The organism is Shigella sp. FC1567 (genome assembly GCF_001743015.1).
Taxonomy (GTDB): Bacteria; Pseudomonadota; Gammaproteobacteria; order Enterobacterales; family Enterobacteriaceae; genus Escherichia; species Escherichia coli.
Map to the genome: position 1 here is coordinate 1 of NZ_MIIV01000040.1, position 12,203 is coordinate 12,203.

The following is a 12,203-nucleotide window of genomic DNA, read 5'->3' on the forward strand; positions in this document are numbered from 1 at the left end:
GCACCAAAAACCAACGTTGATAATTGCTCGCACTGGGCGAAGGTGGCGGAATTGGTAGACGCGCTAGCTTCAGGTGTTAGTGTCCTTACGGACGTGGGGGTTCAAGTCCCCCCCCTCGCACCAATTATCTTTACTTCCTTTCTTGTTTCTTCCTTGATTTTTCATCCCTGATTCAAATTCATTATCATCAGCATGATGGCAGCAATAAGCGCCAGGCACGATGGTAGCAAAACGTAATGCCGTAACTGTTTGTGATACAGCATCACCGGCGTCAATACTAATCCCATCAGAATGACAATCCGCCACTGATCCGGCGATAAATCCGCATACATCAGCCCTGCAATCAGCAATCCCGGCAGCAACACTCCCCAGCCACTGCCCAGCGTACGTTGCAACATGGTTTCATCTCTTTCATTGATAATGATAACTAATATCATATGATAATTTTTATCATTTGCAAGCCAGAGAAATCCCTTGCTATCGGGTAAACCTATCGCTAGGATTAGCAATCATTATCATTTAGATTACTATCCCGATTATGGCCTATCGTTCCGCACCGCTCTATGAAGATATCATCTGGCGAACGCATCTCCAGCCGCAGGATGCTGGGCTTGCACAAGCCGTACGTGCGACGATCGCCAAACATCGTGAACATTTGCTCGAGTTTATCCGCCTGGATGAACCCGCTCCGCTTAACGCCATGACGCTGGCGCAATGGTCATCACCGAATGCGCTAAGTTCTCTACTCGCGGTCTATTCCGATCATATCTATCGCAACCAACCAACGATGATCCGCGAGAACAAACCGCTGATCTCACTATGGGCACAATGGTATATCGGCCTGATGGTGCCACCATTAATGCTGGCGCTACTGACGCAGGAAAAGGCATTAGATGTGTCGCCGGAACATTTCCATGCTGAGTTTCACGAAACCGGACGCGTCGCCTGTTTCTGGGTCGATGTGTGTGAAGATAAAAACGCAACACCACATTCGCCGCAGCAGCGAATGGAAACGTTAATCAGCCAGGCGCTGGTTCCGGTTGTGCAGGCACTAGAAGCGACCGGAGAGATCAACGGCAAACTTATCTGGAGTAATACCGGTTATTTGATCAACTGGTATCTCACTGAGATGAAGCAACTGCTCGGCGAGGCGACGGTTGAATCGCTGCGCCATGCCCTCTTTTTTGAGAAAACGCTCACGAACGGTGAAGATAATCCACTCTGGCGTACCGTCGTGCTGCGCGATGGCCTGCTGGTGCGCCGAACCTGCTGCCAGCGTTATCGCTTACCGGATGTGCAGCAATGTGGCGATTGTACGCTGAAATGAAAGCACTGCCGGGGAAGTAAACCCGGCATCATGCGGATTAATAGGGATGCAACACATTACTTGCTTCGCAATGCCGCATACATAACAGAATATCTGCGGCCTCCAACACCCCTGCATCAGAACTGACGCCCAGTTTCGACATCACATTAAATTTATGTGCACGGATCGTTTTGATATTGCGTTTAAGCTGCTCGGCAATTTGTGTCATTGAGTAGCCACGCGACATAAAGCGCAATATTTCTCTCTCCGTCGGGCTTAGCGTCCGGCTTTGGTTAATGTACCACTGATTGTTCAGTCGGTCGGTCGCCTGACGTACACCATTTAATGACAAAAAGAGTTCCTGATGAAAAATCTCCAGCGTTGACGCTTTACTTAATACACCGTCCAGCGGTGATGGCGACAATGAACCAATCAGCCGAGCTTCAATATCATCATCCGCAATAACTAAACGCCGGGTACGCGGAAACTTAATCGCCAGTTCAGTCAGGCAAGATAATCCCTCTCTGCGCTCACTTCTCATGGCAGAAAAAGAAAAATGACCGCCGCAAATGAGATCCGCGACATGGCATCCTGAAATGACTCCTGACTGGTATAGGTATGGAGCTTATAAGGGTTACCCGCAAACTTTCTGAATAAACTCTCAATACCGATACTGCTCATGACGCATTTTTCTATGAGTGCGACATTTCTCTTCTTAATTCGGCTGTGTTCCATTCTGCGGCATCTCCATAAACAGAAGGCAAGTTAAGTTCTCTTGCACCCTGCGCGCTATTTATCCATGCATACATTTCAGCGTTGCTGTGAATTGCCAGTCGACGCATCGCACTGTTTTTTTGGGCGCTGATAGTTTTATTACTTTTCTTAAGCAACGAAACTATCTGGTTGATGCCCCATCCTTTACCTAATAGCCGCAGTACCTTGCGCTCTGAAAGAGTGAGAATGACGGAGCGATAGCTAAAATCATGAGTTTCATTCATTGCCGGAGAGGTCAGCATGGCGCTGATACGCTCTGCGTGCGTATTGCCGGAACGTACGGTCTTGACCAGATTCTCAATGGGTTCAACATCAGACAATAACGTCGCCGTAGGGCACATGAGCAATTCTACTGCCTGGGAATACCAGGAGCGTGACACCATGAAAACCCAGTGAATTTCCCGATATTGTGAGATTAAAGAATAATAATGTTCACAAACAGAACGTGGATCTTCACTTTCACCGGCTAAATCAGCAATGACTAATCCGGAACGACGTAATTGTAATAAGGTAAAGTCCTCCGCAGAGGCGCTGGATATTATTTCATATTCAGGGAAGTGAGTCCTCATGACCTCTTTTAACCCTGCTTGCATAACAGGTATTTTACTGATAACAATTCCATTTTTGCAGCATCCTGGCAACATATTTCCTCCACATCCACTGTCTAAAAATCATGATGGTTTATTCAGGATATTCATTCCTTAAATGTTTCCAGCAAATTAATAGATTAAGCGAATAAATTATCCTTAGCATTCACTTTCATATCAGCATACTCCTGCTGCACAACAACTCCACTGCATGTGTCAGAAGGTTAGCATCAAATGATAACCTGGTGAAATAGCCTGGAGACATTTAAAATATCTACATTAAGTTGTTAGGAATACTTAATGAAAAACAGAAATCACATTCATTTAATTTATAATTAAATGATATCCCTTCCCGCAGAATGAAAAGTCACACAACCAATATTTATTCAATGAAATCTGATGGTTTTAACTTGTTAACATTAAAAAACGTGCCCGGTTATCTATTATCCTGATTCGTAAAGGCCAAACAATAAATTCATTATAGTGATAATATTCATGTGATAGTTTGTTTGCGGCGAGAGATAATTCGCTTTTTATCACCGAGCTTGTCCCGATAACCAGGATTAATCAGCGCAATTTTGATCTTAACCTACCGCAAAACAACCGTGCTTCATGATACAAATGGATTCTCATTATCTGAACAATACGCAGCACGTCTATGACAAAGGGCGAGTTATGCAAACTGAGCAACAGCGAGCCGTAACACGGCTTTGTATCCAGTGTGGATTATTTCTTTTGCAACATGGTGCGGAAAGCGCGTTGGTTGATGAGCTTTCCTCACGACTGGGTCGGGCGTTGGGGATGGACAGCGTCGAAAGTTCTATCTCTTCGAACGCCATAGTGCTGACAACCATTAAAGATGGGCAATGCCTGACATCGACACGTAAAAATCACGATCGCGGCATTAATATGCATGTGGTGACTGAAGTCCAGCACATTGTGATTCTGGCGGAGCACCATCTGCTGGATTACAAAGGCGTAGAGAAACGATTTAGCCAAATTCAGCCATTACGTTACCCAAGATGGCTGGTAGCCTTAATGGTTGGCCTTTCTTGCGCCTGTTTCTGCAAACTCAATAAAGGTGGCTGGGATGGTGCCATCATCACCTTCTTTGCCAGTACGGCCGCGATGTATATCCGCCAGCTGCTGGCACAACGTCATCTTCATCCGCAGATCAACTTTTGCCTCACCGCTTTCGCCGCCACCACCATTTCCGGATTGCTTTTGCAACTTCCCACTTTCAGCAATACACCCACTATCGCGATGGCCGCCAGCGTTCTGCTGCTGGTGCCGGGATTTCCGTTGATTAATGCCGTCGCCGATATGTTTAAAGGCCACATCAATACCGGACTGGCACGCTGGGCGATCGCCAGTCTGCTGACACTGGCTACCTGCGTCGGCGTGGTGATGGCACTGACGATTTGGGGGCTACGCGGATGGGTGTGATCGAGTTTCTGTTTGCATTGACGCAGGATATGATCCTCGCCGCCATTCCAGCGGTCGGCTTTGCGATGGTGTTCAACGTTCCCGTTCGGGCATTACGCTGGTGTGCGCTGCTTGGCGCGATTGGTCATGGTTCACGAATGATCTTAATGACCAGAGGGCTGAATATTGAGTGGTCAACCTTTATGGCCTCCATGCTGGTCGGCACCATTGGTATTCAATGGTCGCGCTGGTATCTGGCGCATCCGAAAGTGTTTACCGTGGCGGCTGTTATCCCTATGTTCCCGGGCATATCGGCTTATACCGCAATGATTTCGGCGGTAAAAATCAGCCAGTTAGGTTACAGCGAACCGTTGATGATTACCCTGTTAACCAACTTTCTTACAGCTTCATCGATTGTTGGTGCGTTATCCATCGGTCTTTCCATTCCTGGATTATGGTTGTACCGCAAGCGCCCTCGCGTATAAAATTGCCTCGCTTAAAGCACACGGATGAGAGACAGCCTCCTCTCCTCCGTGTGTTACTATAAAAGTTATCTCCCTTCTCGTTCATCGTTCCATATTTGAGAAACAGTATGTCTTCCAGAGTTTTGACCCCGGACGTCGTTGGTATTGACGCCCTGGTACACGATCACCAAACCGTTCTGGCAAAAGCTGAAGGCGGTGTGGTTGCCGTATTTGCTAACAATGCCCCGGCGTTTTATGCCGTCACGCCTGCACGCCTGGCTGAACTGCTGGCGCTGGAAGAAAAGCTGGCGCGTCCGGGAAGCGATGTCGCTCTGGACGATCAACTCTATCAGGAACCGCAAGCCGCTCCCGTTGCTGTACCCATGGGGAAATTCGCCATGTATCCGGACTGGCAACCCGATGCCGATTTTATCCGCCTGGCGGCGCTATGGGGTGTGGCACTAAGAGAGCCGGTGACCACCGAAGAACTGGCCTCATTCATTGCCTACTGGCAGGCGGAAGGTAAAGTCTTTCACCATGTGCAGTGGCAACAAAAACTGGCGCGCAGCCTGCAAATCGGTCGTGCCAGCAACGGCGGACTGCCGAAACGAGATGTGAATACGGTCAGCGAACCTGACAGTCAAATTCCACCAGGATTCAGAGGGTAACGATGAAAAACGTTGGCGACCTGATGCAACGCCTGCAAAAAATGATGCCTGCCCATATCAAACCTGCATTCAAAACGGGTGAAGAACTACTGGCCTGGCAGAAAGAACAAGGAGCGATCCGCTCCGCCGCTCTCGAACGTGAAAATCGGGCGATGAAAATGCAGCGCACCTTTAACCGCTCCGGTATTCGGCCACTGCATCAGAACTGCTCCTTTGAGAACTATCGCGTTGAGTGTGAAGGGCAGATGAATGCGTTAAGCAAAGCGCGCCAGTACGTCGAAGAGTTTGACGGCAACATCGCCAGCTTCATCTTTTCTGGTAAGCCAGGAACCGGCAAAAACCATCTGGCGGCGGCAATCTGCAACGAGCTGCTGCTACGCGGTAAATCCGTATTGATCATCACCGTGGCCGATATTATGTCGGCGATGAAAGATACCTTCAGGAATAGCGGTACCAGTGAAGAACAACTGCTTAACGATCTGAGCAACGTTGATCTGCTGGTGATCGATGAGATCGGCGTGCAGACCGAATCGAAATACGAAAAAGTGATCATCAACCAGATCGTCGATCGCCGCTCTTCTTCCAAACGCCCAACCGGGATGCTGACCAACAGTAATATGGAAGAGATGACCAAGTTGCTGGGCGAACGCGTGATGGACCGTATGCGCCTGGGTAACAGTTTGTGGGTGATCTTCAACTGGGATAGCTACCGTAGCCGGGTAACAGGTAAAGAGTATTAATCCCCGTTTCTGGCGGTATACTGCGACACAATTCCACCTTGAGTAATGATGATGGAAACTGTTAAACATCTTCTGTGCTGTGCCATTGCCGCCAGCGCATTAATTTCCACCGGGGTGCATGCTGCGTCCTGGAAAGATGCGCTCTCCAGCGCCGCCAGCGAACTTGGCAACCAAAACAGCACGACACAGGAAGGCGGTTGGTCGCTCGCGTCATTAACTAACTTGCTTAACAGCGGGAACCAGGCCTTAAGCGCAGATAACATGAACAACGCCGCAGGCATTCTGCAATACTGCGCGAAGCAAAAGCTGGCGTCGGTAACCGATGCCGAAAACATCAAGAACCAGGTGCTGGAAAAGCTGGGCCTGAACAGTGAAGAGCAAAAAGAAGACACCAACTATCTGGATGGCATTCAGGGTTTGCTGAAAACCAAAGATGGTCAGCAACTCAATCTGGATAACATCGGAACGACTCCGCTGGCAGAAAAGGTGAAAACCAAAGCCTGCGATCTGGTGTTAAAGCAGGGGCTGAACTTCATTTCCTGAACCGCGAAACGCCGCGTTTTAGCTGTTACCCGGCTGACGCGGCTCTCTCCTGCCCTTTTCCCTGCTTCTGGACGGTTTTCCCCCTGTTACACGGGAAGCGACCGCGATCAAAAAAGTCTGTTTATAAACTAATTCCTAACAACATCGCATTTTTTTGACACTAGAATTGCAGCAATATGGCGACGCCATTACATTGTTCTTCTCAAAAAGCTTAAACGTTGGCTAAACGGCCCGGTTTAGTGAGGATCGCCCGTTGTCAGAACTACTCTCTTTCGCCCTTTTTCTCGCCTCTGTGCTGATTTACGCATGGAAAGCGGGACGTAACACCTGGTGGTTTGCAGCCACATTAACGGTGCTGGGGCTATTTGTCGTTTTAAATATCACCCTGTTTGCCAGCGACTATTTTACTGGCGATGGTATTAACGACGCGGTTCTCTATACCTTAACCAACAGCCTGACCGGTGCTGGCGTCAGCAAATACATCCTGCCGGGTATCGGCATTGTGCTGGGGCTGACAGCGGTGTTCGGTGCGCTGGGCTGGATCCTGCGCCATCGTCGCCATCATCCGCACCATTTTGGTTACAGCCTGCTGGCGCTCTTACTGGCGCTGGGTTCGGTGGACGCCAGCCCGGCATTTCGTCAGATAACGGAACTGGTGAAATCCCAGTCACGCGATGGCGACCCGGACTTTGCGGCTTATTATAAAGAGCCGTCGAAAACTATCCCTGACCCGAAACTCAACCTGGTTTATATCTACGGCGAAAGTCTCGAGCGGACCTATTTTGATAACGAAGCTTTCCCGGATCTCACGCCTGAACTGGGCGCGTTGAAAAATGAAGGCCTGGATTTCAGCCACACGCAGCAGCTGCCAGGAACGGATTACACGATTGCGGGCATGGTGGCTTCTCAGTGCGGCATACCGCTGTTTGCCCCCTTTGAAGGCAACGCCTCCGCCTCTGTCTCCAGCTTCTTCCCGCAGAACATCTGTCTGGGCGATATCCTGAAAAACTCGGGTTATCAGAACTATTTCGTGCAGGGCGCGAATCTGCGTTTTGCCGGTAAAGATGTGTTCCTGAAGTCGCATGGCTTCGACCACTTATACGGCTCAGAAGAGCTGAAAAGCGTGGTGGCCGACCCGCACTATCGCAACGACTGGGGATTCTACGACGATACCGTTCTCGATGAAGCGTGGAAAAAGTTTGAAGAGCTTTCCCGCTCAGGTCAGCGATTCTCACTGTTTACCCTGACAGTCGATACCCATCACCCGGATGGTTTTATCTCGCGTACCTGTAACCGCAAAAAATATGATTTTGACGGTAAGCCGAACCAGTCATTCAGCGCGGTAAGTTGCAGCCAGGAGAATATCGCGGCGTTTATCAACAAAATCAAAGCGTCACCGTGGTTTAAAGATACCGTCATCGTCGTCTCTTCTGACCATTTAGCGATGAACAACACGGCGTGGAAATACCTCAATAAGCAGGATCGCAATAACCTGTTTTTTGTCATTCGTGGCGACAAGCCGCAGCAAGAGACGCTGGCAGTGAAGCGTAACACGATGGATAACGGCGCGACGGTGCTGGACATTCTCGGTGGCGATAACTATCTCGGACTTGGTCGTAGCAGTTTATCCGGGCAGTCGATGTCGGAAATCTTCCTCAATATCAAAGAGAAAACATTGGCGTGGAAGCCGGATATCATCCGCCTGTGGAAATTCCCTAAAGAGATGAAAGAGTTCACCATCGACCAGCAGAAAAACATGATTGCCTTCTCGGGTAGCCATTTCCGTTTGCCGCTGCTGTTGCGGGTTTCAGACAAACGCGTGGAACCGCTGCCGGAAAGCGAATACTCAGCACCGCTGCGTTTCCAGCTGGCCGATTTCGCTCCACGCGACAATTTCGTCTGGGTTGACCGTTGCTATAAGATGGCACAACTCTGGGCTCCGGAACTGGCACTCTCCACCGACTGGTGTGTCTCGCAAGGGCAGCTTGGCGGTCAGCAAATTGTTCAACATGTTGACAAAACAACATGGCAGGGCAAAACGGCATTTAAAGATACGGTCATCGACATGGCGCGTTATAAAGGCAATGTCGATACGCTGAAAATTGTTGATAACGATATTCGCTACAAAGCCGACAGTTTCATCTTCAACGTCGCCGGTGCGCCAGAAGAGGTGAAACAGTTTAGTGGGATTTCCCGTCCAGAGTCGTGGGGCCGCTGGTCCAACGCGCAGCTGGGCGATGAAGTAAAAATCGAGTACAAGCATCCGCTGCCAAAGAAATTTGACCTGGTGATTACCGCCAAAGCATACGGCAATAACGCCAGCCGTCCTATTCCGGTACGCGTAGGCAATGAAGAACAAACCCTTGTGCTGGGCAATGAAGTGACCACCACCACACTGCATTTCGATAACCCAACCGATGCCGACACACTGGTAATTGTGCCGCCGGAACCTGTCTCAACCAACGAAGGGAATATCCTCGGACACTCGCCACGTAAGCTCGGGATCGGCATGGTGGAAATTAAAGTGGTGGAACGTGAAGGATAATTCCTGACTGATGTGTAGGTCGCATAAGGTGCGACCTACACACCTTCTGCGGCCTACAAAACATCATTGAGAAACAGAAAAAAACAGCGCCCAACACTTCCCCGGACGCTGCATGGCAACTTTAATAATCTCGCCTTATCAGAAAGTAATTACACCCTTAATCAACTCACGATTGTTAATCACATCGCGCTCGTAGGTTTCTGCCAGCGTGGCGAACGGATAGCGATGGGTTAACATCATGTCAGCAGTGATTTTTCCTTCCGCCATCAGTCGACCGACTTTAGCAAAATCTTCCGGCGTGGCGTTGCGGCTACCCATCATCGTCGTTTCTTTTTTATGGAATTCCGGATCGGAGAACTGCAACTCACCTTTAAACAGGCCGACAAATACCACCGTGCCGCCGTGACGAATCAAATTCACGGTGTTATTCATCGCATGTTGATTACCTGTCGCGTCGATCACTTTCTGCGCCAGCGAACCACCAAACTGCGCCCGTAGCTGCGCGTCAAAATCTTCGGCTGACGGGTCCAGTAAAGGTAATTCCAGACGCGTTGCCACATGTTCACGGCGCGCCGGACTGGTATCCGCCACCACCACCTGTGCGCCATCGGCTTTAGCGATTGCCGCCGCGCCCAGACCGATTGGCCCCGCCCCGACCACCAGCACCTGCTCGCCGGGAGCAATGGCTGCGCGACGCACCGCATGAGCGCTAATAGCGAAAGGTTCAATCAATGCTGCCGCCTGCGGGTCAATACCGTCTGCGGGCAAAATGTTCGCCACCGGCACGCTCAAATACTCACTAAAACCGCCATCCTGATGCACGCCAATGACTGAAATTTTTTCACAGCAATTGGTACGCCCGCTTTTACACGCCGGGCATTGCTGACAGGCAACATAAGGGATCACAGCAACTTGCAGACCATTTTTAAGATCAGCAATATTTTTACCCAGCCTAACAATCTCCCCACATATTTCATGGCCTAAAACACGTGGATAACTAAAAAATGGTTGATTTCCACCCCAGGCATGAATATCGGTACCGCAAATCCCGACAGACTTAATTTTTATTAATGCTTCATTGTCACCCGGAATAGGTATCTCGCGTTGTTTCCAGACTAATTCTTTCGGCTGCTGGCAAATTAAAACATTCATCGTAGACATGATTCGGCTCTCCATTTTTTGTTGCCTTAGATATCAATGAAAATGAAAAATGGCAGCGGAACGGAAAATCTGTTTTGTGAAAACACACGCATAAAAATGTTTTAAATCGGGTTTTAATGGACTCACAAGGAGGAAAATATGAGTCGTTCACAAAATTTACGCCACAATGTGATTAACCAGGTCATTGATGATATGGCGCGGGGTCATATCCCTTCCCCACTTCCATCGCAAAGTGCGCTGGCGGAAATGTACAACATCAGCCGCACCACAGTGCGTCATATTCTCAGCCATTTACGCGAATGCGGCGTCTTGACGCAGGTTGGAAACGACTATGTTATTGCGCGTAAACCTGACCACGATGACGGTTTCGCCTGTACTACCGCTTCAATGAGTGAACAAAACAAAGTGTTTGAGCAGGCTTTTTTCACGCTGATAAACCAGCGCCAGTTACGCCCAGGGGAAACTTTTTCTGAACTGCAACTGGCTCGGGCCGCGGGTGTCAGCCCGGTGGTTGTAAGAGAATATCTTTTAAAATTCGGCCGTTATAATCTTATTCAAAGCGAAAAGCGCGGCCAGTGGAGCATGAAGCAATTCGATCAATCCTACGCCGAGCAGCTGTTTGAGCTACGCGAAATGCTCGAAACACATTCACTTCAGCACTTTCTCAACCTGCCTGATCATGATCCCCGCTGGCTGCAGGCGAAAACCATGCTCGAACGTCATCGGCTACTGCGTGACAACATCGGCAATAGCTTTCGCATGTTCTCGCAACTTGACAGAGATTTTCACTCCTTACTGCTTTCAGCTGCCGACAATATCTTTTTTGATCAATCGCTTGAGATCATCTCAGTCATCTTTCATTTTCACTATCAATGGGACGAAAGCGATCTTAAACAGCGCAATATCATTGCCGTCGATGAGCATATGACCATTCTCAGCGCTCTGATTTGCCGCAGTGACCTCGATGCCACCCTTGCGCTCCGTAACCATTTGAATTCAGCTAAACAATCAATGATTCGATCCATTAATGAGAACACGCGTTATGCTCATTAAGTACGGATTAAAAACAGCAAACTATTAGCGGGTGCACGGTTTTATCAAAAGATAAATACCGGGAAATTCCCGCTTACCTATGCTCACAATCAGTCGACTAAAAATGTTTTTGTGAGCGGTAGTAAAGTCCTAAAACTTTAACCTGCCGTTAATGTCAACCATGCGTAATGCACAATTACGTAAACAATTAAAATTATAAATACAGGAGTCCGGCGTGGAAAAAGAAAATATCACCATCGATCCGCGTTCTTCATTTACTCCATCTTCGTCGGCAGATATTCCCGTGCCACCAGATGGATTAGTTCAACGCAGTACCCGAATTAAACGCATTCAAACCACCGCCATGTTGTTATTATTTTTTGCGGCGGTAATCAATTATCTCGACCGCAGTTCGCTGTCGGTAGCAAATTTAACGATTCGTGAAGAATTGGGATTAAGTGCCACTGAAATCGGCGCTTTGCTCTCCGTGTTTTCACTCGCTTACGGGATTGCGCAACTTCCTTGCGGCCCACTATTGGATCGTAAAGGCCCACGCCTGATGCTGGGACTGGGAATGTTCTTCTGGTCACTGTTCCAGGCAATGTCTGGCATGGTGCACAACTTTACGCAGTTCGTGTTGGTGCGTATCGGTATGGGGATTGGTGAAGCGCCGATGAACCCATGCGGTGTAAAAGTCATTAACGACTGGGGTAATGACTCCAACTTACTGATAGTGTTTTATGTTCAGATAATGCCCGATGACCTTGTCATGCAGCTCCACCGATTTTGAGAACGACAGTGACTTCCGTCCCAGCCTTGCCAGATGTTGTCTCAGATTCAGATTATGTCGCTCAATGCGCTGAGTGTAACGCTTGCTGATAACGTGCAGCTTTCCCTTCAGGCGTGATTCATACAGCGGCCAGCCATCCGTCATCCATACCACGACCTCAAAGGCCGA

Annotated in this window: 12 protein-coding genes, 1 tRNA gene and 2 pseudogenes; 10 read left to right on the forward strand and 5 right to left on the reverse strand. The window is 49.0% G+C overall.

Going from position 1 to position 12,203, the window contains the following annotated elements; translation table 11 throughout:
• Nucleotides 1-36 precede the first annotated feature (36 nt).
• Nucleotides 37-123: transfer RNA gene (locus BHE85_RS03390), tRNA-Leu, on the forward strand.
• A gap of 38 nt (nucleotides 124-161) precedes the next feature.
• On the opposite strand, the gene BHE85_RS03395 is transcribed toward BHE85_RS03390, so the two are convergent.
• Complete coding sequence (locus tag BHE85_RS03395) at nucleotides 162-398, reverse strand: DUF1435 domain-containing protein (protein WP_001403902.1); 237 nt, start codon at nucleotides 396-398, stop codon at nucleotides 162-164.
• A gap of 140 nt (nucleotides 399-538) precedes the next feature.
• Here BHE85_RS03395 and fhuF point away from each other — a divergent pair, with 140 nt between their 5' ends.
• On the forward strand, nucleotides 539-1,327 hold the full coding sequence (gene fhuF / locus BHE85_RS03400) for a siderophore-iron reductase FhuF (RefSeq protein ID WP_000331559.1): 789 nt from the start codon (nucleotides 539-541) through the stop codon (nucleotides 1,325-1,327).
• A 37-nt stretch (nucleotides 1,328-1,364) separates the two neighbouring features.
• On the opposite strand, the pseudogene bglJ reads toward fhuF, so the two are convergent.
• Nucleotides 1,365-2,041, reverse strand: a pseudogene (gene bglJ / locus BHE85_RS03405) (DNA-binding transcriptional activator BglJ).
• Complete coding sequence (locus BHE85_RS03410) at nucleotides 1,999-2,724, reverse strand: helix-turn-helix domain-containing protein (RefSeq protein WP_000936621.1); 726 nt, start codon at nucleotides 2,722-2,724, stop codon at nucleotides 1,999-2,001. Before BHE85_RS03410 ends, bglJ begins: the two are co-directional and overlap by 43 nt.
• Before the next feature lie 618 nt (nucleotides 2,725-3,342).
• On the opposite strand from BHE85_RS03410, the gene BHE85_RS03415 reads away from it, so the two are divergent.
• The 6 genes from BHE85_RS03415 (at nucleotide 3,343) to opgB (ending at nucleotide 9,052) form a co-directional block, all read left to right on the forward strand.
• Nucleotides 3,343-4,113 carry a threonine/serine exporter family protein gene (locus BHE85_RS03415; RefSeq protein WP_004986869.1) on the forward strand — a complete coding sequence of 257 codons (771 nt, stop codon included), beginning with the start codon at nucleotides 3,343-3,345 and terminating at the stop codon, nucleotides 4,111-4,113.
• Nucleotides 4,104-4,577, forward strand: coding sequence for a threonine/serine exporter (locus BHE85_RS03420; RefSeq protein WP_039064359.1), 474 nt, complete (start codon nucleotides 4,104-4,106; stop codon nucleotides 4,575-4,577). The genes BHE85_RS03415 and BHE85_RS03420 overlap by 10 nt, the downstream gene beginning before the upstream one ends.
• A 107-nt stretch (nucleotides 4,578-4,684) precedes the next feature.
• Nucleotides 4,685-5,224 (forward strand): primosomal protein DnaT, encoded by a 540-nt coding sequence (gene dnaT, locus BHE85_RS03425; protein WP_000098818.1) that lies wholly within the window; start codon nucleotides 4,685-4,687, stop codon nucleotides 5,222-5,224.
• A gap of 2 nt (nucleotides 5,225-5,226) precedes the next feature.
• A complete protein-coding gene (gene dnaC, locus BHE85_RS03430) occupies nucleotides 5,227-5,964 on the forward strand; it encodes a DNA replication protein DnaC (RefSeq protein WP_000799911.1) in 738 nt (245 codons plus the stop codon).
• A 48-nt stretch (nucleotides 5,965-6,012) separates the two neighbouring features.
• Nucleotides 6,013-6,507 carry a DUF2501 domain-containing protein YjjA gene (yjjA, locus tag BHE85_RS03435; protein WP_077897492.1) on the forward strand — a complete coding sequence of 165 codons (495 nt, stop codon included), beginning with the start codon at nucleotides 6,013-6,015 and terminating at the stop codon, nucleotides 6,505-6,507.
• Nucleotides 6,508-6,760: 253 nt separating this feature from the next.
• The gene (gene opgB / locus BHE85_RS03440; protein ID WP_001292641.1) at nucleotides 6,761-9,052 is read left to right on the forward strand and encodes a phosphatidylglycerol--membrane-oligosaccharide glycerophosphotransferase; all 2,292 of its coding nucleotides are present in this window, start codon (nucleotides 6,761-6,763) and stop codon (nucleotides 9,050-9,052) included.
• A 138-nt stretch (nucleotides 9,053-9,190) separates the two neighbouring features.
• Here the strand turns inward: opgB and lgoD are convergent, their stop codons facing one another.
• A complete protein-coding gene (gene lgoD, locus BHE85_RS03445) occupies nucleotides 9,191-10,213 on the reverse strand; it encodes an L-galactonate oxidoreductase (RefSeq protein ID WP_000106045.1) in 1,023 nt (340 codons plus the stop codon).
• A 138-nt stretch (nucleotides 10,214-10,351) separates the two neighbouring features.
• On the opposite strand from lgoD, the gene BHE85_RS03450 reads away from it, so the two are divergent.
• Together BHE85_RS03450 and BHE85_RS03455 are read left to right on the forward strand one after the other, a co-directional pair.
• Complete coding sequence (locus BHE85_RS03450) at nucleotides 10,352-11,266, forward strand: GntR family transcriptional regulator (RefSeq protein WP_000091565.1); 915 nt, start codon at nucleotides 10,352-10,354, stop codon at nucleotides 11,264-11,266.
• Between the two features lie 214 nt (nucleotides 11,267-11,480).
• Nucleotides 11,481-11,960 (forward strand): annotated as a pseudogene (locus tag BHE85_RS03455) (MFS transporter); the annotation flags it as partial.
• Nucleotides 11,961-11,969: 9 nt separating this feature from the next.
• Here the strand turns inward: BHE85_RS03455 and BHE85_RS03460 are convergent.
• A partial coding sequence (locus BHE85_RS03460) for an IS1 family transposase (RefSeq protein ID WP_001393844.1) occupies nucleotides 11,970-12,203 on the reverse strand: 234 nt, incomplete at its 5' end.

What these genes read in the sequence shown, in the direction of transcription:
- BHE85_RS03415 (WP_004986869.1), top strand. Translation starts at nt 3,343, where the DNA reads ATGCAAACTGAGCAACAGCGAGCCGTAACACGGCTTTGTATCCAGTGT.
- BHE85_RS03395 (WP_001403902.1), bottom strand. Translation starts at nt 398, where the DNA reads ATGTTGCAACGTACGCTGGGCAGTGGCTGGGGAGTGTTGCTGCCGGGA.
- BHE85_RS03410 (WP_000936621.1), bottom strand. Translation starts at nt 2,724, where the DNA reads ATGTTGCCAGGATGCTGCAAAAATGGAATTGTTATCAGTAAAATACCT.
- lgoD (WP_000106045.1), bottom strand. Translation starts at nt 10,213, where the DNA reads ATGTCTACGATGAATGTTTTAATTTGCCAGCAGCCGAAAGAATTAGTC.
- fhuF (WP_000331559.1), top strand. Translation starts at nt 539, where the DNA reads ATGGCCTATCGTTCCGCACCGCTCTATGAAGATATCATCTGGCGAACG.
- BHE85_RS03450 (WP_000091565.1), top strand. Translation starts at nt 10,352, where the DNA reads ATGAGTCGTTCACAAAATTTACGCCACAATGTGATTAACCAGGTCATT.
- dnaC (WP_000799911.1), top strand. Translation starts at nt 5,227, where the DNA reads ATGAAAAACGTTGGCGACCTGATGCAACGCCTGCAAAAAATGATGCCT.
- dnaT (WP_000098818.1), top strand. Translation starts at nt 4,685, where the DNA reads ATGTCTTCCAGAGTTTTGACCCCGGACGTCGTTGGTATTGACGCCCTG.
- yjjA (WP_077897492.1), top strand. Translation starts at nt 6,013, where the DNA reads ATGATGGAAACTGTTAAACATCTTCTGTGCTGTGCCATTGCCGCCAGC.
- BHE85_RS03420 (WP_039064359.1), top strand. Translation starts at nt 4,104, where the DNA reads ATGGGTGTGATCGAGTTTCTGTTTGCATTGACGCAGGATATGATCCTC.